The sequence below is a fragment of the Parabacteroides sp. AM58-2XD genome (genome assembly GCF_003463685.1).
In the GTDB taxonomy this organism is placed as follows: domain Bacteria; phylum Bacteroidota; class Bacteroidia; order Bacteroidales; family Tannerellaceae; genus Parabacteroides; species Parabacteroides segnis.
Genome location: NZ_QSDP01000004.1, coordinates 53,536 through 75,389, shown reverse-complemented (window position 1 = coordinate 75,389; position 21,854 = coordinate 53,536). Strand labels below are relative to the sequence as shown.

The 21,854-nt window shown below is 42.7% G+C and carries 14 protein-coding genes, 1 tRNA gene and 1 pseudogene; 9 read left to right on the top strand and 7 right to left on the bottom strand.

What is annotated here, in order from left to right:
* Positions 1-186: 186 nt before the first annotated feature.
* Together DXA15_RS01985 and DXA15_RS01980 are read right to left on the bottom strand one after the other, a co-directional pair.
* Positions 187-627, bottom strand: coding sequence for a DoxX family protein (locus tag DXA15_RS01985; protein ID WP_128132941.1), 441 nt, complete (start codon positions 625-627; stop codon positions 187-189).
* A gap of 751 nt (positions 628-1,378) precedes the next feature.
* Positions 1,379-1,451, bottom strand: a tRNA-Arg gene (locus DXA15_RS01980).
* Between the two features lie 228 nt (positions 1,452-1,679).
* On the opposite strand from DXA15_RS01980, the gene asnA reads away from it, so the two are divergent.
* The gene (asnA, locus tag DXA15_RS01975; protein ID WP_128132940.1) at positions 1,680-2,717 is read left to right on the top strand and encodes an aspartate--ammonia ligase; all 1,038 of its coding nucleotides are present in this window, start codon (positions 1,680-1,682) and stop codon (positions 2,715-2,717) included.
* Between the two features lie 9 nt (positions 2,718-2,726).
* Positions 2,727-3,389 (top strand): uracil-DNA glycosylase, encoded by a 663-nt coding sequence (locus tag DXA15_RS01970; RefSeq protein ID WP_128132939.1) that lies wholly within the window; start codon positions 2,727-2,729, stop codon positions 3,387-3,389.
* 73 nt (positions 3,390-3,462) lie between these two features.
* Here the strand turns inward: DXA15_RS01970 and DXA15_RS01965 are convergent.
* The 3 genes and pseudogenes from DXA15_RS01965 to DXA15_RS01955 all read right to left on the bottom strand — a co-directional run bounded on the left by DXA15_RS01965 (position 3,463) and on the right by DXA15_RS01955 (position 7,185).
* A pseudogene (locus DXA15_RS01965) lies at positions 3,463-6,194 on the bottom strand (putative LPS assembly protein LptD).
* 180 nt (positions 6,195-6,374) lie between these two features.
* The gene (locus DXA15_RS01960; RefSeq protein ID WP_128132965.1) at positions 6,375-6,917 is read right to left on the bottom strand and encodes an HDIG domain-containing metalloprotein; all 543 of its coding nucleotides are present in this window, start codon (positions 6,915-6,917) and stop codon (positions 6,375-6,377) included.
* A gap of 85 nt (positions 6,918-7,002) precedes the next feature.
* Positions 7,003-7,185 carry a hypothetical protein gene (locus DXA15_RS01955; RefSeq protein ID WP_128132938.1) on the bottom strand — a complete coding sequence of 61 codons (183 nt, stop codon included), beginning with the start codon at positions 7,183-7,185 and terminating at the stop codon, positions 7,003-7,005.
* 154 nt (positions 7,186-7,339) lie between these two features.
* Here DXA15_RS01955 and DXA15_RS01950 point away from each other — a divergent pair, with 154 nt between their 5' ends.
* Entirely contained in the window at positions 7,340-8,536 is a 1,197-nt protein-coding gene (locus tag DXA15_RS01950; RefSeq protein ID WP_128132937.1) for an exo-beta-N-acetylmuramidase NamZ domain-containing protein, read from the top strand.
* 2 nt (positions 8,537-8,538) lie between these two features.
* Here the strand turns inward: DXA15_RS01950 and DXA15_RS01945 are convergent, their stop codons facing one another.
* Positions 8,539-11,178, bottom strand: coding sequence for a TonB-dependent receptor (locus tag DXA15_RS01945; protein ID WP_128132936.1), 2,640 nt, complete (start codon positions 11,176-11,178; stop codon positions 8,539-8,541).
* Between the two features lie 327 nt (positions 11,179-11,505).
* Between DXA15_RS01945 and DXA15_RS01940 the strand changes: the two genes are divergently transcribed.
* Positions 11,506-13,764: an MG2 domain-containing protein gene (locus DXA15_RS01940; protein WP_128132935.1), complete on the top strand. Its 2,259-nt coding sequence runs from the start codon at positions 11,506-11,508 to the stop codon at positions 13,762-13,764.
* A 74-nt stretch (positions 13,765-13,838) separates the two neighbouring features.
* Positions 13,839-14,159, top strand: a complete 321-nt coding sequence (locus tag DXA15_RS01935; protein WP_128132934.1) for a hypothetical protein — start codon at positions 13,839-13,841, stop codon at positions 14,157-14,159.
* Positions 14,160-14,361: 202 nt separating this feature from the next.
* On the opposite strand, the gene DXA15_RS01930 is transcribed toward DXA15_RS01935, so the two are convergent.
* Positions 14,362-14,577 (bottom strand): hypothetical protein, encoded by a 216-nt coding sequence (locus DXA15_RS01930; RefSeq protein ID WP_128132933.1) that lies wholly within the window; start codon positions 14,575-14,577, stop codon positions 14,362-14,364.
* Between the two features lie 1,176 nt (positions 14,578-15,753).
* On the opposite strand from DXA15_RS01930, the gene DXA15_RS25795 reads away from it, so the two are divergent.
* From DXA15_RS25795 to DXA15_RS01915, 4 genes are read left to right on the top strand one after another with little or no spacing between them, the layout of a single operon-like run.
* Entirely contained in the window at positions 15,754-16,518 is a 765-nt protein-coding gene (locus tag DXA15_RS25795; RefSeq protein WP_233566679.1) for a carboxypeptidase-like regulatory domain-containing protein, read from the top strand.
* Complete coding sequence (locus tag DXA15_RS01925) at positions 16,500-19,022, top strand: SusC/RagA family TonB-linked outer membrane protein (RefSeq protein ID WP_233566677.1); 2,523 nt, start codon at positions 16,500-16,502, stop codon at positions 19,020-19,022. Before DXA15_RS25795 ends, DXA15_RS01925 begins: the two co-directional genes overlap by 19 nt.
* 21 nt (positions 19,023-19,043) lie before the next feature.
* On the top strand, positions 19,044-21,038 hold the full coding sequence (locus DXA15_RS01920) for a RagB/SusD family nutrient uptake outer membrane protein (protein ID WP_128132932.1): 1,995 nt from the start codon (positions 19,044-19,046) through the stop codon (positions 21,036-21,038).
* Complete coding sequence (locus DXA15_RS01915) at positions 21,014-21,841, top strand: hypothetical protein (RefSeq protein ID WP_233566675.1); 828 nt, start codon at positions 21,014-21,016, stop codon at positions 21,839-21,841. The genes DXA15_RS01920 and DXA15_RS01915 overlap by 25 nt, the downstream gene beginning before the upstream one ends.
* The last annotated feature ends 13 nt before the right edge of the window (positions 21,842-21,854 follow it).

Genomic DNA, 21,854 nt, shown 5'->3' with positions numbered 1-21,854 from the left:
TACAATGGAACTTATTCATTATATCGATTATTGCAGTAAAACTTATCCGTGCGATCGGCTCCTTGAAGGATGGATCACACAGAATACCATAATCCAAATAAACATAGACACAAAAGAATGTAGTCTATTAATAGCACCTATCCGGCAAAACAAGGGATCGTAACCCTACTCTGCGACACCTGATTTTTACCTTCTCTTCTTCGACAGCGGCACAGAGATGAACCGGTCAATCGAAAATTTACCCGGACCGGCAATATACATTAATATAAATACAACCAGATAAATGAAAGCCAACTCTTTCACCGCAAACGCATCATTTCCGTGAATAACGAAAAATGCCATACACATGGTAAAGATCATCGGAATCATGGCCAACCGGTATAAGGCACCGAAGATAAATCCTATCGAACAAGCCAGTTCTCCAAAGATAGCAAGTCCTAGTGAAACCTGGCTACCAACTCCCAGCGGATCAGGGAATACAGCCGACATTTCTGAATAGTTAGTCCATTTCTGGATACCATGAGTTAACAACAATCCTCCGAAAAGGATACGTAACGCCAATAACAACAGCGAAATAGCTGTGCCGTCCGGTTTAGAGGGGAATAAAAATCTGTATATCGCCAACATATTATTTTATTTAATTACAATTAATGAACTTATATATAAAACAATAAAGAAAATAAAAGGTTCATTATTTTTCAGATCACAGACTTCCCTTTTCTTATCCAATCCGAATAAAGGGAACCGATCAGCTATTCTAATATAATAAAACAAATTAACTATCATACTATCATTTTCCTAGATACACACCTATATATCAATCATTTGAGCCATGATAGTTGTAGCTTTTAACTATCATTCAACTATAATAAAACCATCATTTCAGCGTTTTTCCCTGTAGGTATCGTCATCTACTCCGGCAAAAAGGCCTGAAACAGATTCATATTCTTCCTACCGGCTTGTTGTCCTACTACTTTTTTAGCAGAAAGCTATTGTTTTATTTTACAAGAATGCTTGCTTCTCGTCAGCGAGATCCCCGTTTCAATCCGTTTCACACCCCCATCCCGACGATGCTCAGACCCGGGTGTCGAGGGCATCGAGACCCGGGTGTCAAACAACTTTTGTCACTATATCGCTAACTTTCAACTATATATTTATAATAAAAATACACCAGCCCTCCTGTTTCAGAACAGGACATATGATAGATGCATGAGAGTTGAATGATAGTTGAAAACAGCAACCATCATAAGCCAAACAGCTGATATATAGATCCATATACTAAACAATGATAGTATGATAGTACATTTCAAAAATAGGTGTAGTATTCATCCCATATACAACAAAAAAAGCGACATCATACGACATCGCTTTTTCGTTGTGACCCGGGAGGGATTCAAACCCTCGACCTTCAGAACCGGAATCTGACGCTCTATTCACTAAGCTACCAGGCCAAAGACGGGGCAAAAGTAAATATAATATCGGAGGAAAGCAAATGTATTGAGGATGAGTTTTCACATTCTTTCTTTTTTCTGCCGAAAAACATAACTTCTGATATTTTGCAACTCTCTTTAGCAGATATACTGCCATTTTGCAAATAAAAAGGGCTGCTATATTGCTATTTTGCCATTAATCATTATCTTTGCCACGCATATTTAACAAACACAAAGCACAACAAGTATATGAGCTATCTAATTAAACCTGCGGGATATAAGGCTTTGCTTAACCTGTCTCAAACAGAAATGGGTATCAAAAAAATCAAAGACTTTTTCCAGCAAAACTTATCTTCCGAATTACGCCTGCGTCGTGTCACGGCTCCTTTGTTCGTTCTGAAAGGTATGGGAATCAACGATGACCTGAACGGAACCGAACGGGCTGTTACTTTTCCTATCAAGGACCTGGACGATTCAAAAGCTGAGATTGTCCATTCGCTGGCTAAGTGGAAACGCCTCACTTTAGCAGACTATAATATAGAAGAAGGTTATGGTATTTATACCGATATGAATGCTATCCGTTCGGATGAAGAACTGGGGAACCTGCATTCTTTATACGTTGACCAGTGGGACTGGGAACGTGTTATGAGCCCAAAAGAACGCAATATTGAATTTCTGAAAGAGATTGTGCGCCGTATCTACGCCGCTATGGTACGTACGGAATATCTGGTCTACGAAATGTTCCCGCAGATAAGGCCGTCTCTCCCCCAGCAGATTCATTTCATACATTCCGAGGATTTATTACAAAAATATCCTACCTTTACACCGAAAGAACGGGAAGACGCTATTGCCAAGGAATACGGAGCCGTATTCATCATCGGCATCGGATGCCAGTTGAGCAATGGACAGAAACATGACGGACGTGCTCCGGACTACGACGACTGGTCGACTGTCGCTGAAAACGGACAGGTCGGACTAAACGGCGACCTGCTTGTCTGGGACGACGTACTGAACCGCTCGATGGAACTATCCTCTATGGGTATCCGTGTGGATAAAGAAGCACTGCTACGCCAGCTAAAGGCTTGTAATGCGGAAGAAAAGAAAGAACTATACTTCCACAAACGCCTCTTGAGCGGCGAACTGCCCCAAAGCATCGGCGGCGGTATCGGACAAAGCCGTTTGTGTATGTTTTATCTGCGCAAAGCTCATATCGGAGAAATCCAGGCAAGCATCTGGCCGGAAGAAATGCGTCAGGAAGCCCGTGCTGCCGGAATGCTATTAATTTAACTTTCAATTATGGACGTAAAGATCGAACAAAGCTGGAAAGAACGGTTAGCCCCCGAATTTGAAAAAGATTATTTCAAAGAGTTAATCAACTTCGTAAAACAGGAATACAGTCACGGAGCAGTCTATCCTCCGGGACCATACATCTTTAATGCTTTCGAGCATTGTCCTTTTGATAAAGTAAAAGTAGTCATACTGGGACAAGATCCTTACCACGAACCGGGACAGGCTCACGGGCTTTGTTTCTCTGTTCAGGACGGGACTCCTTATCCTCCATCCCTGATCAATATCTTTAAAGAGATAGAAAGCGACCTGGGTACGCCTATGCCTAAAAGCGGTAATCTGCTGCGTTGGGCAGACCAGGGTGTTTTATTGTTGAATGCAACACTGACGGTCCGTGCACATCAGGCCGGTTCACACCAGAACCGGGGATGGGAAGCATTTACGGATGCGGTTATCCACAAACTGGCAGAAGAGCGCAGCCACATTGTTTATATCCTGTGGGGTTCATATGCACAGCGCAAAGGTGCTTTTATCGATGCTTCGCGCAATATGATACTCAAATCAGCACATCCTTCCCCCCTCTCCGCCTACCGCGGATTCTTCGGGAACAAGCATTTCAGTAAGACAAACGATTATTTGATAGCCACGGGGCAGACTCCTATAGAATGGTAAGATACCAGGATAAAGAAAGGGCGGTGAAAATAAATTCATCGCCCTTTCTTTATGTCTTTTCTAGCCTATGAGATCAATACCAGTCCTGACCTGAACGAACGCTGCTGCTCTGGTTATACTTCAAGTCTTTCAGCAGGGAAGAACTTACTGCTACAGAGAATGTGTACGACTTATATCCTCCCACCGGAACGATACTTGCCGACATCTGGAAACAGTGCAGGTTACGGGTTATATTACAGGTCATAAACGAAATCTTTTTGTTCTCGACATCGTAAGTGGCATTGAAGTTAAAACTCCAGTTCTTTGTCGGCTGGATATTTCCGTTAAAGCTCAGTGCATGTGTCAGCTTATATTTATATTCCAGCTTATTCGGATCGAAATCGCCATAACGCAACTGCATACTGTAATTGAAAGAAAGGCTCCACGGGATTTTCGAGATCAGATAACCATCCGAATCATACTCTCCGGTATCTTTCTTCTTGCCACGCAAACGGCCGCCTTCCTGAGTTCCTTCCGCATCCGCATTCTCACCATCCGCATTCTCGGCTGTCAGATTTTCCAATTCGCCGTCTCCTGCATTCTCTTCCGGGATATTACTATCCGTTTTACCTCCGAACCACTTCTTGAACGTATCGTTGTTGAAAGTATAGGAGAAGCTGGTTCCTGTTGAACGCAGACGTCCGATACCTTTGCCGGCTTTCCAACGGGGAATGTCCAGCCTTATCGGCTTTCCGTTTTTATCCGCACCATAGGTATAAGTATCGAATTGTCCGTTCAGATTCAACGTATAGCTCTTTGAGAACTTCAGACGCAATCCGACAGAGAGGTCACTCCATTTGAAAGAGTCCGCCGCCATATTATAACTCATCCCCAAGGATAACTTATCGATCAGGCTGATCTTTTTAAAGCCGGTAGTATCTTTATCCGACTTAATTTTCATTTCTACGTTATTATCCAGAGAGAAGTTCAAACTTCCCTGTTTTCCGCTTGGGATAGAACCATTGTGGGAAAAAGGAGAATAAACATAATCGATAGGATCGCCATTCGCATCTATATACTGATAATGATCATAGAAACCAAAGATGCTACCGCCAAAGTCAGGCGCGGCACTAATGCTGACAGAAGGCTCGAAACGATGGCGGATCATCTCCACTTTATCTCCCAGGAAAGGAAGCGGCTTGTAAAAACCATACAACGTAGTCGAAGCTGATAACGACGCACTGTAGTTATAAATACGATAGAATCCGTAAGTAGTATCACGGTTTACCAAAGTATTCAGGTGCGGATCGAACTGCTTGGTGATCTTACTGGTATACCAGCTTTCCTTGTAATTGAAAGACGGAGATATATTGATATACTTGAATGCTGTAAATGTGGCACTGACCGGAATGCTATGATCCATCGAGTTCTTCCAGTCCTTTATGATATTCGACTTAAACAACTGGTTTTCCTTCGTTGTGATGCTATTCTTGAAATATCCCGAATAACTCATGGAGATCTTTTCATACCACCGTTCCTTTCCCACCGGATTCTTACGCTTGAACGGGAATATACGGCTCAGCGTAATAGTCAGGTCAGGCAATGTCACAGAGATCATGGAGTCTTTGGAAGACTGGTTCACGTTCATGGTTGCCGAAAGCGTCAACGGATTATTCGGGAAACGCTGCGTGATATTGATACTGGAACCTTTTGTATTGTTTGTCGTATTCGGGTTATAAATACCCATCGCGCTGTTACGGTCGAAACTGGAAGTCGCAAAATTGACACTGGCAGAAAAAGTCCGGTACGGATTCGCTTTCGGGTCCTGGCTATGCGTCCAGTTCAACCGGAAGTCTTTCGACAGACTATAGTCGTCGAGCCCCTTATCGCCATACCTGCTGACCTGGTAAGCCGCATTGAAGTTACCCGAAAAAAGATACCTCTTTTTATAGGAAGACTGTGCCTGAAGCCCCCAGGAACCTTTCGTATAAATCTCACCGGTCACCGCCAGATCGACATAATCGCTCAGTGCAAAGTAATATCCTCCGTCGCGCAGACCAAATCCCCTCTGAGAGTCATCAGTATAGGTCGCATGATCACACCGGAAGAATAAGTACTGGAAAACGGGAAGAAGCAGAAAGGCAGACCGATCGGATATAACGGTACATCCTCGATCACCATATAGACCGGACCGGTCACGATATTCTTTTTAGGACGTACCTTCGCCTTGGTCATCTGGATATAAAAGTGAGGGTGATCATGCTCGTCGCAGGTGGTATATTTACCGCCCACCATATTCAGGACATCGTCGTCCATTTTCTTTGTACGGCCGGCAGTTACGAATCCCTCTCCCTGTTGGGTGATCACATCGGTAATATACCCTTTCTTGGTATTGAAGTTATAACGCATCGTTTTCGATTCGTACTCCTGATCACCATCCTTAAACAACGGGTAACCGAACTCTTCACCGATAGAGTCGAGACCGAACTTGGCAAACACCAGGCTGCTATCCAGGCTCATCTCTATATTTTCAGCCTGTAATCCGATCTGTTGATATTTTACATCCCCTTCGCCATAGAGATACGCCCAGTTGCCGGCAGTCATTACCATAGAGTCTTTCGCCTGGTAAACAACCGGTGCATCGAGACCGACCTTATTGTTCTTGGTAGAGTCGGATACAAGGACTGTACTATCAGTGGCTGCCAGCGCTATCGTATCCCCTTTGACTGGCAATACGGTATCACGCGGGGCAACCAGCTCCTGCGAATACATCATCAAAGCCCCTGCGAGAAAATATAAAAGGATAAATAAGCCTCTGTGTCTCATTAATTAAGTTGACAGTTGACAGTTGACAACTGACAGTTGATAATTGATAACTGAGGATTGGATATTAAGAATGAAGATTATCCTAATTGCCAATCGCCAACTGTCAACTGTCAACTGTCAACTGTCAACTGAATCGTTACAGCGTGCAAATGTATAATAAATTAATGAGCCCTATAGCTTTTATTCCCCTAAAAAGAGTTTACACCAGTTATCAAAACGTATTACAGTATCTTCTCCGTACTTTGAAAGGCCCTGTTTTACCTTCTCAACGGACTTTTCCTTATCCAGTTTTGTCTTGCTGTAAAACTTATCGGCAAAACAGATCAGCTGTTCTTCCAACGAAACCGGCACCATTACACGTGAAGGAAGCGGAAGATGCCGCTCCTCTATCATTTCACGGGTTATACCGGTCCCGGTATGCCGTTCACAAACCAATGCGTGGCGGGGAAAGCCTTCTTTACGCATCAGATCGGCTCCCAGATAGCCGTGACAGATGTATTCGGCATCTCCAAAACAGCCGATCTCCGGAGCATTACACAGGAAAATACCTATATCATGCAGCATAGCGGCTTCTTCAATGAACGGAATGTCCAGATTCATTTCCGGATGCATCCGGGCCAGACTCAATGCTTTGTCGGCGACACTCCGGCTATGGGTAACCAATATATGATAAGCATCCGATTCTGCCGGATAATATTTTGAGATAATATCAATAGGATTCATTTTATCCATACCTTGTTTTAAGTTAATCCGGTTGCGAAGATACAGATATTTTATATTGGCTATCCATTATCCGGCCGATAAAATACTATCCCCTGCTGCCGAAGCTATTCAAGTCGGGGTTGATTTCTTTAACGGCGTCTTTCACCTCTTTTTTTGTTACTTTACCGCCTGTTGCTACCTGCTGTACCGGATACCGATCTTCTTTGTGATCTAACACTAACGCTTCGGTTTTTGCTTTTTCTTTGATCTTTGGAAGTTTTGTTGTCATATGATTATTCTTTTTGTTTATATTAATTCAACACGAAATCAAGTATGATGGTTCAAGGCAAACATGTTAAATAGAAACACATTTAATCCTTTCGTTGCCTTAAAGAGACGAACATTTGCTACTTTTGCAGATAATAAACAGTAGGAAACGGATTATGAAAACAGTTTTCAGACTTACACTTTGGTTTATCGGCATATTGCTCATGCCCGGATTACAAGCCGCAACAACTCAGGGACCTTTGATTTTAGGCGCCGAGCGTATGGATGTGATTACCCGCTTGCTGAAAGACAAACAAGTGGGACTGGTTATCAACCAGACTTCTATTCTGGAAAAACAACAGAAACATTTACTGGATGCCCTGGTTGAAAAAGGCATTCAAGTGAAAAAGGTTTTTGCACCCGAACATGGTTTCCGGGGAACAGCCGATGCCGGGGAAGAAGTAAAAGACAGCCGCGACCTGAAAACCGGCGTTCCTATCGTTTCTATTTATGGTAAAAACAAAAAGCCGACAGCCGAACAGTTGAACGGGCTGGACGTTATCGTATTCGATATTCAGGATGTGGGAGCCCGTTTCTATACGTATATAAGTACCATGCATTATGTCATGGAAGCATGTGCGGAAAACGGTGTCGAGTTTATCGTACTCGACCGTCCGAATCCCAATGATTTTGTGGACGGCCCGATCCGTCAGAAAGGTTTTGAGTCGTTTGTCGGTGTCGATCCGATCCCTTTATTGCACGGCCTGACGGTTGGCGAACTGGCCTGGATGATCAACAGTGAAGGCTGGTTGAAAAGCTCTCCGGACAGTTGCAAACTGCATATCGTTAAAATGGAAAACTGGAAACATGGCGATCCGTACTGGCTACCGGTCAAGCCTTCGCCTAACCTGCCAAACGACCAGTCGATCCGCCTATATCCGTCGTTATGCTTCTTCGAGGCAACCAACGTCAGTGTCGGACGCGGTACTTACTATCCGTTCCAGGTGATCGGATACCCGGACCGGAAATACGGCGATTTCGCATTCACTCCTGTTTCATTACCGGGCTTCGATACGAATCCTTTGCAAAAAGACAAGGAATGCTATGGCATCGACCTCCGGGAATATCCTTTCGAGGGAGGATTGACCCTGCGCTTTTTCCTGGACTTCTATAATAAGGCGGGAAACGAACAGGCTTTCTTTTTCTCCCGTCCGCAATGGTTCGACCTGCTGGCCGGCACCAAAGAACTCCGTTACCAGATTGTCAGAGGACTGACAGAGGAGGAAATACGTGAGAGCTGGCAACCGGAACTGGATAAATATAAACAAATGCGAAAAAAGTATTTATTATACCCAGATTACCGATCTAAATAAGACTACCACTTCCCACGAATCAACCGCCCATCATCGGTGATTCCTTCTATCACGACAGAAAAGGGGGCTTCGCTATCGGCGGTATAAAACTCGACCGAAGCATTGCCCTGCTCGTCGGTTTGTACCTTCGGGTTCCAATAAAGGGTTGTCCGCAAATCAGGCATCGGATTCTCTTGCTGCTGCATGGTCTCATATTTGGGGGAATAGAAAGCAGCCGGTTTCTGGTAACCTAACAAATGGATTTGCCCAACGTTTTTAGGTATATAATTCGCCATAGATATGCCTTGCCTCATTTTGATAGCAATAAAATAAGCGCCAGTCATAGGAAACCAAGCCAATCCTGCTGTTCGATCCCGGTTGATATCAATCTGTTCGATATCTTTCAAGCTCAACGTTTGTATCAACTGATTCTCCATGATAGAGTCATTTACCGGAAATTCATTCAAGACAACCCTTACTCTATTACCCGGATCATCACCACGATAGTAAGGCACTACATTCTCTTTAAAATACAATCCTGGAAACCTTGACAACAAAAAAGTCTTTAAAGACATATCCGGCACCTGTTCTATCTCTTCTTGCCGAATAGTTATACTTCCCTGTATCGTTTCATAAGGGGTTTTAGGGGCTTTCCTCTTTTTGGCAGTCACCACCACATCTTCCAAAAACACACTACGCAAGCCGTTTTCATAACTTACCCGCCGGTTGGATTTATCCATGAAACTGACATCAACCGAAACATTTTCAGCCAATGGCCGACCAGCGACGTGCCTCTCTTCCATGAAAGGCCATGCTTGTTCAACTGCCGGATATTCTTCCGGAGAAAGAGACAATAACACATTAGAACTTCCTTTGGGAGAAACGGCATGTACACTATAAAGCGCACTATCAGGAAATTCAAACGGACTGAAGTCAAAACATCCCTCTTCGTCCGTCTTCACCTCTTCCAGTACCCCCTGATCCGGTATGTTCACCGTCACTTTCGCCCCTTTCACGACCTTATTTCCTACCAATCGTTTCACATCACCGGTGAGACGCTGATATAACTCCGGAGCAATCGCCGGTGTTTGGTAATCGGTAACTAGTGCTTGCTCCAACCGGTAACTCCTCCAGCCTTGCGTCAACATCAGCAAATCCAAACCCTCCCTCCTGAAAGGTTCATCCGAATAGAAATACCACCCCGGCTCTTCGATATACCCTTTCAACTCAGAAGTCAACAATAAGGAGGTATAAATCGTATAGGTAGAATCCGGCAATAGATCCTTGGTATCAGTCACTGACACCGAAAAACTTCCGGTTAACGGATTCCCCGACACATCTTGCAAGGCGACAGACAGATTTACCTTTTCCCGCCAGCCGTACGTTCCTTTATCCGGACGAAGCAAAAGGCAAGCCTGGTCATCATTCTTTACAAACGCCAACCGTTCACTGAGGATGTTCCCGACCGAAGAAAGCAAGACAAAATGCAACACGCCAGAGGCAATCCCCTCTTGCTTGATGCGTACCGGCTTTTCCACATCTATTTCCTGCGCCAAAAGAGGAAGCCCCCGTTCATGAACCAAAAGAGTAAATGGTCGGGGGGGTTCATTCAAAGACTGCCCGCCTCGAATGGAAACAACATAAGCTCCCCTATTTTCTATCACATTCAAAGAAACCACATCCTGGTGGGCTACCGGCAAATCAAAACGACGGGTGACACCGGCTTCCGAAGTACACTCGGCATAATATTTCTTTCCCGCTTCCGGTATCCAATTAAAAGTCCCCATACCGGCATGGGTTGTTTGGAATTTACAGACTACGTTGCCGGACTCATCTTTCACGATACCGGACACCTCTTCCGACTGCCCCCAACTATTCAGTGCCTTGAACGCCATCTTCGACAAAACACCGGCAGGCAGATTACCTCCTTCGGGCAAGAAAGCCACATGATAATCGGCTTCCGGTAGATCCACAGGCAGAAACTGCTGAAAGTTGGCGGCTTCCAACTTGACTACTTTCTGTTTATAGTCGTCCGGAGTGATCTTGAAATGGCATTGCCCATCTTCTGTCCAGTAGTCAATCTTACCTTTTTCATCAAAGAACGAGACATTTTCCAGTTTAATCATTTGCCGGGATGTCATATTCTTTAAACACACAACACCTTTGACCTGTTTTTGCCCCGCTTTACCACTGAAATCAACTTCGGCTTTAACTGATTTACCTAAAGCCTGAACGACCCGGACCGGTTTGCGAAAAAAGAACGACTCTCCACTATTCTCCATATAACGAGTATATGCCCGAACCGTATATTCACCTCCCGGCAAATCCATATCCAATGGTAAATACCCATAAAACAAGCCCTCCACATCCTGCTTGATCTTCACACGCTTCACCACCTTACTGAACGGATTTACCAACTCCGTATAGATATAACGGCTTGTTTTCTCCGGTTGGTTATTAATCGCATTCACCAAATAAGCACGAAACCACAGCGTATCGCCTCCCATATATAATGACCGGTCGGTATGCAGATATATCTTCTCATTCGGGAACAGACAAGTTTGTTGCCACAACCGCGTCGCCACCAAATCGGGGGAAAGTTGTGCTTGTGCAAAGACAGGTATTATAACTGCTAACAAAATAAAATAGATACATTTACTCATTGCCTGGATGCTTTACATTAATCTTATGTACCCTAAAGAAAAATATCCTAAGACACCTACATCGATACGGTTAATAATACCAAACTTAAAAATCTTGCCTTCATAATAATAATGTATTAACGATTAAACAATACGTGGTCCGCTAACTGCATCACTCCACTTATCAGCCACTGATGCAGCCCGGCAAAAGAAACTTTCTTTGAGTTTGATACGGGATAGATGTTATCATAATTTAGCTCCTGTTTAAAATTGCTTTAAATATAAAACAAAAAAATCAAACTTCATTCTTTTTTTCGTATTATTGCAAAAATATAAAAGACGCTTACCATGATTACAGCCATACTCATATTGATATGCCTCATCGGCGTCCCTGCCAAAGCCCAGTTACAACCCGACACGATTGCCGAAAGGTTACGGTTGCAGAGCGAACTATACCCGAATGAAAAACTGCATCTGCATACCGACCGTTCCCTGTATGCCGGAAAAGACACCATCTGGTTCAAGGCCTATCTAGTCAATGCTTTGGATTACATGCAGAAAATTGACAGCCGGTATATCTACACCGAACTGGTCAACCCGTTCGGGGAAACAGTCTGTCGTATAAAGATCAGACCGGACAAAAACAACCTGTTCCACGGTTACCTTCCTTTGGATGAAGTCTTGCCAACAGGCCTATACACACTCAGGGCATATACCCGCTACATGCAAAACGCTGATGAAGATTTCTTTTTTCACAAACCCATACAGATCGTTTCACCACTCTGCAAATCATTGTCCACACAAATTTCTTACGAAAGGGAAAACGGACAGAAACAGGTCAAAGGAACGCTCAAAATGTTCAACAACGCCTCTAAAGAATACATTCCCCTGGAGAATATCGACCTCTACAACGAAAAAAAAAAAATCGACCATTGGACGGAAGACAAAGCCGTGAACTTTAAGCTCTCTCCTGCCAAATACAAACAAAAAGCCATCAAACTCGAAGCGGCCAACTTCCAGCAATTCCTTCCCATATCGTTTCCCGACAATGATTTCCATGTTGACTTCCTGCCGGAAGGGGGGAATCTGCCAGCTGGGGTACAATCCAAGATGGCGTTCAAAGCTATCAATACCTACGGACTTTCTGAAAACATATTCGGAGTTGTAAAAGACGAAGAAGGGAATGAAATCTGTATCTTCCAAACGTCTCATGCCGGTATGGGGGCATTCTATTGGACACCGGAAGCCGGAAAAGACTACTATGCGGAATGTACCTCACAAGCCGGCGTGGAAAAACGCTTCAAACTGCCCGCCGCCGAAACGAACACCTACACGCTGAACGTAAAGGAAAGCGCGTACAGCTACCACATTTTCTTGCTCTACCCCAACGGTGTCGCTTCCGAAACGCCTTTGACTTTACTGATCCATCAACGGGGATATCCACTATTTGTTCGTTCATTCCAACAAACCCACCGGATCACCCTGCCCAAAGAGGCTTTCACCTCCGGTATCGTCCATCTGCTATTGCTATCCCCGCAAGGCAAGATCATCAGCGAACGGCAAATCTTCGCCCAAAACGACCTACCGGTCACTGCTTATATAGAAACAGCCCAAGAGACTAATACTCCAAAGGGAAAAATCCGTTTGGACATCACCTTGAAAGATGCCAGAGGCAAACCCGTACAAGGCAATTTCTCCCTCGCCATAACCAACAATGCCGATCTGTTACCGGATTCTACCCATACCATATTCACCTCTTTGCTGTTGAACTCCGAGCTGAAAGGGCATATCGAGGATCCGGGATGGTACTTCCGAGGGAATGACAGCATACACCGAGCGGGACTGGACCTGCTCATGCTGACGCAAGGATGGCGGAAATACCCCATCGAAGAAGCTCTGGTCGCCAATTACAAGCGACCGACCATTCCTACCGAAGAGAATCAACAAATCACCGGAACTGTGAAAAGGTTAGTTGGCAACAAACCCATACCCCATGCCAAAATACAAATACACATACCCAACCAAAGGGTATTGGAGGAAGTACACGCTGACGAAAACGGCAGGTTTATTTTCAACGGCTTCGAATTTCCGGACAGTACCATCTACAATATACAGGCCACGACACGGAAAAACGGAAAAAACGTTCTACTGGCTTTAGACACAGAGACTTTCCCGGAAACAGGTACTGTTTACCCTTTGTTGCCACCTGCTACGAGGAACAATACTGAAACGCCTACCGGATATTACATCTACTCCGATTCGCCCGAAACGGTTGAGTTTCTGAACAAAGCTGAACGGAAAATGACGTATGAAAATGGCATGCGTTCTATCTTTTTAGAAGATGTCGTAGTAACGGCTAAGAAAAAGGTGTATAAAACACCGTATGAAAGCATTCCCAGTGCCATCACTATCAAAGAGGAGGAGCTGAAAAAGACACCGATGATCGATTTACCAACTTTTTTAACCTCTCGTCTCCCGGGATTAACCCTGCAACCTAGTGGTTTATACCGCCTAAGGGATATGGATAAATTCGAAAAAGCCAAACCCATCACAATCATTCTAAACGGATTCCCCGTTTACGATTCATCCATAGCGAAAAGCTATTAGAGAATATCCCCCCACAACACATAGAACAAATTGATTACAACAGAGAACCCGCAGCCGGATTAGCCTGGTTTCCAATGACCGGTGCCAGCTTCATAGCCATTACATTGAAAAAGGATGTCCCGGAATACAACTATATACCTAAGAACATACAAATGACCCGGCTTTTAGGTTATCAGAAACCGGCCACGTTTTATGTCCCCAAATATGAGACTAAGTGGAAAGAAGAAGAACTCAAAACAGATTTACGCACCACCCTCTATTGGAATCCTGCCCTTCAAACCAATTGGAAAGGTAAAGCCTCCATCGAATTTTATACGACCAGCGAAAACGACTCCTATTCCATCCTGCTGGAGGGCATTTCTCAAAAGGGAAAACTCGTATGGTTCAAAAAATAAAATCCGAACCGGCAAAAGCATAACATATATCACCATGTTCATCCAAATCATAATAGACTTTAATTGGAAACTGATTACATTTATTACTCCAACAATACCCATAAGTTGCATATACCACCATTGAGCCACTTGCATAAGCTTTGATCTTCAACATAGGAGAAAATGGGAACATACATAGATACAGTTTATCCTCTAATACTATTTAAATCTCTCGTTCTTTCTGCATCCTTGGATAATCAGAATATGTTTTCACCCTAATCTTAAAAGCATCTATTTCCTCTTTTGTCAAAGGTGTTATTCTCTCACCCTCCACTACTTTAGGCGATACTATCCACCCGGCTTCCTCTGCCATCGCTTTCAACTGAGCTATGTTTTCTTCATTCTGATTAACCTCCTGATCCAAGACCGGATCATTCACTTCTGTACAACCAACATCGATACGGTTAATAATACCAAACTAAAAAATCTTGCCTTCATAATAATAATGTATTAACGATTAAACAATACGTGGTCCACAAGCTGCATCACTCCACTTATCTGCCACTGATGCAGCCAGGCAAAAGGAACTTTCTTTGAGTTTGATACGGGATGGATGTTATCATAATTTAGCTCCTGTTTAAAATCGCCTTAAATATAAAACAAAAAATCACAAAACAAAGGCAACCGTACCCAAAAACGTTCTCGGCCGAAAGAATACAGGTCAAGAACTATTCTTTTTCGACCAAGCGCCGTTTCTACCGACATAAAGCAATTTTATCACCCCTCACTCTTCCTTTGCTACAATCCACTGTATTATAGAATAATACAACCAGTAAAAAAAAATGAAAACGAATGTGCCTACCCGTATGAAATATCTCCAGTAACATTACTATCAAAGAGGAGACAAAAGAATCCCACCCTTCAAACCAATTGGAGAAGTCGTTTCTGTTTTTTCTTTACAAAACGGATATGGATGTGACGGATGTGAAGTTTTTTACCCCCTCATTGTAAACTTCGCGAGAAAATAAATAAAATATGACCTCTCTTTAAAGAGACCACGTATTTTATTTATACATTTAGAAAGTTTACAAAACACCCCTCACTGTCTTCACCACCTTCACACCTGCACTTGTCAATTGCAGAATGGATACAAATCCTAAGACTGGAGGAACAGTCATTTTAACAATGCCCATTGTTAGGTTGCTTGAATGGGCATTATAAGGTAACTTGGATGGGCATTATAACGACCTTAGAATGGGCATTGTTAAAATGCACCCATAGGAATCTGTCTTTTCCTTTTCTTTCTCTAAAATCGTACCTCTGATAAATAAAATTTAAATAAACACTCGATTTAATGCCACTAACGGGGGCTTGACAACCATTGTTCTAGAAGAACTATGGTTGAAGGATACATTTCTACATGTACAATAATAAAAAGTTGGGGCGAAAATGCTCTATATATTTTCTCATTTATATAAACGGAGAGTTTTATAAAAGAAATCAAATAAAAGCGATGCATTTTTTTGTTATTTTAATTTAATATGTAACTTTGTAACCTAAAAAGAACCATAGTTCTTCTAGAACTTGTTAAATTAACAAATAAACTAAATCAATTATGTTGAAAAACTTCAAGCCAATTGGTCTATTATTGTTGGCCGGAATGACATGCTCACCTGCGAGTATGCTTGCCGATACCCTTCCCATTAGACCAAGCGTAAACATCACCCAACAAAATGGGAAAGTGACGGTTATTGTAGAGGATGATTTCGGTCCTGTCACCGGAGCATCCGTAGTTGTAAAAGGCACAACAAATGGTAATGTTACCGATTTAGATGGTAAAGTTGTTTTGGAAGATGTCAAAAATGGAGCAACTATCCAAATTTCGTTTGTAGGTTACACCACTCAAGAAGTCAAGTACACAGGGAATCCTAACTTAAACATCAAACTTCAGGAAGACTCCCAAGCACTAGATGAAGTTGTAGTAACAGGTTTTGCCGGTGTTCAAAAAACAAAAACTTTGACAGCAGCTGCCGTTAACGTAAAAGTCGAATCAATCGCTAAATTACCAGTAACCTCTCCTAGTGACGGATTAGGTGGACGTGTATCTGGTATCATCACACAGGCACGTTCAGGTGCTCCGGGTGAAACTTCCAAAATTTGGATCCGTGGCGGTAGCCAAATCTTGTATGTAATCGATGATGTTGTAATGGAAACGGAACAGGGTGAAGTATTCTTCAACCGCCTGCGCCCGGATGATATTGCTTCTATGAGTATCTTGAAGGACGCATCTGCTACTGCTGTATACGGTCCACGTGCAAAAGACGGTGTTGTGGTAGTAACTACCAAAAAGGACAAGAAGGTATGCTGGAAATATCAGTAAGCCAAAAGATGACCATGATGACACCTTCCTATAAGTTTAAGCCCATGAGTACTTGGGACTATGTGAACAAGAAAAACGAATTGTATGCTGCCAGTATGGCTGAAAGTCCCGCATACAATGCAACGGAAATGTCCAAATATTATATGTACCACCTTTCTTCTCAGGGATACGGCCGTCAAGAAATCACCGACATGGTGAATCAAAAATACGGTTTAGGATATACACTAGATGAAATAAACGACTATTTTAACCCATTTAAAACACAAGGCGGAGACATTGAAAACTACTATGGTAACTATGATCCATGGGATTGGTTTGATCATGTTCAACCTATGTCGCAAACCAATGTGAGTGTAAGAGGTGGTAGCGAAAGAGTTAGATACTATTCAAGTTTGGGATACATGAACCAATCCGGTATCAGTGATTCCTACAATTACGAACAGTATAACGCCATTGTCAACACCGACGCCTATTTGTTGAAAGACAAAAGTTTGAAATTCACATTGAATTTAAATGGCGTAATGGCTAAGAACAAAAAACCGTACGGAGGAGATAACATTTTCAACAACGTCTTGATTGAGGACAATGAAATGAACAACATCCCCCGAAACTGGACAACCGGTTTAGAAAGGAATAATAGTTTAGATGCTCGTTTACGAACAGGTTTCAATAACACAGATGACTATCGTTTGCAAAGTAACATCGGTTTAAAATGGAGTTTGCCCTGGGTAGAAGGATTATCTGTTAGTACAAGTGTCAACTTCAACTACAGTAATTCCATGAACAAGACATTCGAACACCCGCAAATAGGTGTGTACAGTGCTCCATATTCAACTCAGGAAAACAGCTACAACCCGAATAATGCCAAATTGTCTCAAACCTGGAATAATTATTCATTGACAACCGGTATTGTCCAGGCCGACTACGTTCGTTCATTCGGTAAACATAACCTGAGCGCGATGCTCAACTATACCAGCCAAAAGAGAAGGACCAATTCGACAATGGCTAAAAAGTATGGTTATCCAGCCATCTACAACACGCAGATAGACGGTGGATCGACCATGGACTCTATGAATGGTGACGAAGGCTTATGGGGTTCTGCATCTCTGGTCGGTCGTGTCACTTACGATTACGATAGCAAGTATATGTTACAATTGAGTGCCAACTATAACGGATCATTGTGTTACCACCCGGATAAACGTTGGGGATTCTTTTATGCAGCATCTGCAGGTTGGATGCTTACAGAGGAAACCTTCATCAAAGACATTCTGAACACTGACTTAATCAACTCATTCAAGATTCGTGCCGGCTACGGTATTGTAGGTAACGAATTGTCAAAACCATTCAGCTACATGAACCAATATGGTTTGTCTAAAACCATTCTGTTAGGGGAAAACATGGGAGCTAGTACAGCTTGGACCGAGACCAACGTTTCCAGTAATCTGACTTGGGGTGAATCACAGCAAATCAGTGGTGGTGTTGATTTCAGTTTCTTGAAAGACCGTTTGTCCGGATCATTCGACACCTATCTATACCTAAACAAGGGTGATGAAATTGACATGAACCCAGAATTGACCTATACTCCGATCTTAGGTTTGCCTAATACTCCGAAAATGAATGCCCCCTACGTAACAACCCATAAAGGTGGTGTGGAATTTTCTTTAAACTGGAACGACCGTATCGGTGACTTCACCTATAGAGTCGGTGCAAACTATACACATTGGGAAGAAGTTACAGTAAGACATGCAGATAAAAGTACAGATTATTACTATGCCAACCTGAACGACTTGGGTGTAAATGCTCATGCAGAAACTTATAACATCTCATGGCAGACAAATGGTATTTTCACTTCTTACGATGATATGTATAACTCGTATCTGCATTTCAAACGTAATCACACAGTCGGTACATTCCGAATGGACGACCGTAACGGTGATGGTGTGTTAGGTATTGCTGACTATGCATATAACGAAGGTGGAGGTACTACTCCTCAAACATTGTATGGTATCACATTAGGCATGGGATGGAAAGATTTCAGTTTCGAAGTATTCTTCCAGGGAGCTACCAGTGTTTCAGGTGATGTTACATCTCCAGCCCGTTCACAACAGGATTATTACTGGAAATATGGCAAATACCTGTTCCAAGAATCTTATACACCGAGTAACCCTATTACCAATAAACTTCCGTTGCCAACCAATTCCAGCTACGGATGGGGATATAACTATGTAGACGTATGGGGATACGATGCTTCATATCTGAAATTAAAGAACATCAGTGTTAGCTATGATTTGAAACGTCGCGTTCTTAAGAACGTAGATTATATTAAGGGATTAAGTGTAAACTTCATTGCAAACAACGTTTGTACTTGGGTAAAGAAAAGCAACCCATTCAGTAACATGACAGACCCGGAATATCTACCAGCCAACTCTATTTGGGGTGGCAATAAATTGGGTAGCTATCCAACTCAACGCTCATTCACATTGAGTGCTACATTAACATTGTAATACAATTAGAACAAAAACAAAATGAAGAAATTAAATATATTAGCCTTATGCGCTGCGGTTTGTCTCTCCAGCTGTGATCCGTTGGGTATAGAACCGACTAACAAAGTAGGCGAAGAACAATTCTGGTCAAATGCCCAACTGACCCGCACTTTTGTCAATCAATTTTATTTGTGGAGTCCGGCCGGTGCCAATAGTGCATTCCAAGCTGAACAATGGTCTGACAATGCTTGCGGTAATATCGACCGCGATCAAAATACGTTCCGCCAATATAGTTTCAATAACAGAGAATATGATGAACTCAACAGTGTCACCGGTTTAATCGGTGCACCTTGGGATGCAGGTTATAAAAATATCCGTCAAGCGAACTTGGCTATCGAACGTATCCCGGAAGTTCCAAACATGACTGATTCTGAACGCGCTCAACTATTAGCAGAAAGCTATGCTTTCCGTGGACTATTTTATGCCGACATGGAAAGATATTGGGGTATTATGCCGATTGTCACTCAGTCGATGACCATTTTCGATGAGACCATGCTGCCGCAAAACAGTCGTGAGGAGGTATTCGACCAAATTTTAGCTGATTACGACAAAGCGTTGGAATACTTCAAGCAGACAACTGCTACACCCGCTTTAGGATTGATAAACGAATCGGCCGTACAAGTATTAAAATCGCGTTCGGCATTAGCTGCTGCATGTGCTGCCGAAGCTTCAGCAAAGGGTCTTTACGATAAGCTCTCAGGATCTGCTGAAAGTAAAACGCTTTACAAATTCTCAAAAAATGCAAACCATTATTATCAGCAGGCTTATGACGCTGCAAAATCTGTGATCGGTAAATATCAACTGGATCCGGATTATAGCAATCTGTTTAATACTTCCAGCGGACACCAATCGGTTGAAGCCATTTGGCCGGTTATGTTTAATGAAGCAAACAGATCCGGATTCAACCCGATGAACAACTCACATCCGGAAGGACGTATGTATGGAGCTACTACCGACTTTTCTCCTGATTGGGGTGGTGGTCGTGGTGGTTCATACCCTACACAAGATTTGGTTGACTGCTACTATCAAAAAGATAAAGTAACCGGCAAATGGATGCAATGGTGGAAAACAACTCAAGCAAAAGAAATGGGTGTTGCCAAAAATGCAGACGGAGAATGGGCTGCTGAAAGCGAAAATTACCTACAGATGTACACTGACCGTGACAAACGTTTCTACGCGACAGTCATTTACGATAGCAGTTATTTCGACAACAAAAAAGAACTCCGTTACTTAGTTCGTACCTGGATCGACTTGTCGGAACCAACCCGCTCAGAAAAATATAGCGCGCTTCACACCGAATTCAGAAATTCTGAAAAGTTAGCTATTACAGGACGTGCACAATCAACAGTAACAAGTTATTATCCGACAAAATACACTGTAGGTCGTTTTAATGAAGACGGAACTGTCAACTATACGCAATCCGCACTTTCTTATTTCCAGGTTCGTTACGCAGAAGCACTGCTAAACTATGCAGAAGCGGCCTATAAACTGGGAGGCAAAGAAAACGAAGTTCGCGATGCAGTTAACCAAATTCGCAATCGTGCAGGTTTAGATAACTTTGATGAATCAGTAGTTGGACACAATCTGTGGGAAGAATACAAATTGCAACGTCGTATCGAGTTTGCATTCGAAGTCCCCGGATTCCGTTATTTCGACTTGTTGAGATGGGGTGAATCAGAAGGTAAAACAACCATTGATGAGTTAAACAAATCATCAAAAGGTATGTTTATTTTCCGAAAAGGTATTGAAAGTACAGAAGTAGTTGACAATGGATATTTGGCACCCAAAGATGATCCTAAATATTTCACTCCTCATTTCGATATCCGTCCGATCACTTCACTAAGTGGTAATGTGGTTTATTATGAACGTAAATTTAATGATGCTGTATTCTATAAATTACCTTTTGCTCGCACAACATTGGATGTAAACGGTAATTTTGTTCAAAATCCTGGATGGGAAAACAGAAGTTATCAATAATATATACAAAAGAAATTATGAAAATAAAGAATTTATTATTTGCCTTCATATTTGGTATAACAACCCTTACCAGCTGCCAAAGCGGCATTGTTTGGGATGAAGTGCCCGAATCAGTCTATTCAAATCTTGAATTAGCTGGAGCCATGGTTAGAAACCGTCCGCGTGAACTTTTCGTAAACAAAGTATGGCAAGTCAACCATAATGACGGAAAAGGGCAATGGTTGGAAAATTATCTCGCTCGTTCTGTTATGGATGCTATCGAGAACGGTATTGAATATACTAACAATACCGGAGCACCGATGACAATATTGAACAAGACATTAGCTGCTGGTGAAACAATGAAAGTCAATAACACAAAAGAAATTGTTGATGACAGTTCTGCCCCGGAAGGGAAAAAACATATCATTCATGTTTTCACATTAGACAAAGTTGAATACATAACACCCAACAAAGGTCACTTGTTTGTTAAATCGGCATTCGACTCTGAAAACGTGAAACCAACAGCTTATTACGAAGAAGTACAAGATGGTATGTTCCGTAGTGTCATCATGCCTGTGAAAATAAACGAAATGGTATTAGAATTTATTCTTGACGACCAAGGAGCATGTAGAGTAGATCCGGTTAACGGAGCACCCAAGTTAGGTACACCAGGCGATTTTACACAACCACGACAATACTTAGTGACCAACACTGCTATTCGTCCAGACGGAGCTCCGGAATACAAACGCTTGTATGAAATTCAAGTACATGTGTTGCCTGCAACTTCGGAAGAAGCATATAAATGGACCTCAGGTTCCATTTAAATCATTAATTACA

Bases quoted from the DNA above. Each gene is read 5' to 3' on its own strand.
- DXA15_RS01985 (WP_128132941.1), bottom strand. From the start codon at position 627: ATGTTGGCGATATACAGATTTTTATTCCCCTCTAAACCGGACGGCACA.
- asnA (WP_128132940.1), top strand. From the start codon at position 1,680: ATGAGCTATCTAATTAAACCTGCGGGATATAAGGCTTTGCTTAACCTG.
- DXA15_RS01970 (WP_128132939.1), top strand. From the start codon at position 2,727: ATGGACGTAAAGATCGAACAAAGCTGGAAAGAACGGTTAGCCCCCGAA.
- DXA15_RS01960 (WP_128132965.1), bottom strand. From the start codon at position 6,917: ATGAATCCTATTGATATTATCTCAAAATATTATCCGGCAGAATCGGAT.
- DXA15_RS01955 (WP_128132938.1), bottom strand. From the start codon at position 7,185: ATGACAACAAAACTTCCAAAGATCAAAGAAAAAGCAAAAACCGAAGCG.
- DXA15_RS01950 (WP_128132937.1), top strand. From the start codon at position 7,340: ATGAAAACAGTTTTCAGACTTACACTTTGGTTTATCGGCATATTGCTC.
- DXA15_RS01945 (WP_128132936.1), bottom strand. From the start codon at position 11,178: ATGAGTAAATGTATCTATTTTATTTTGTTAGCAGTTATAATACCTGTC.
- DXA15_RS01940 (WP_128132935.1), top strand. From the start codon at position 11,506: ATGATTACAGCCATACTCATATTGATATGCCTCATCGGCGTCCCTGCC.
- DXA15_RS01935 (WP_128132934.1), top strand. From the start codon at position 13,839: ATGACCGGTGCCAGCTTCATAGCCATTACATTGAAAAAGGATGTCCCG.
- DXA15_RS25795 (WP_233566679.1), top strand. From the start codon at position 15,754: ATGTTGAAAAACTTCAAGCCAATTGGTCTATTATTGTTGGCCGGAATG.
- DXA15_RS01925 (WP_233566677.1), top strand. From the start codon at position 16,500: ATGCTGGAAATATCAGTAAGCCAAAAGATGACCATGATGACACCTTCC.
- DXA15_RS01920 (WP_128132932.1), top strand. From the start codon at position 19,044: ATGAAGAAATTAAATATATTAGCCTTATGCGCTGCGGTTTGTCTCTCC.
- DXA15_RS01915 (WP_233566675.1), top strand. From the start codon at position 21,014: ATGGGAAAACAGAAGTTATCAATAATATATACAAAAGAAATTATGAAA.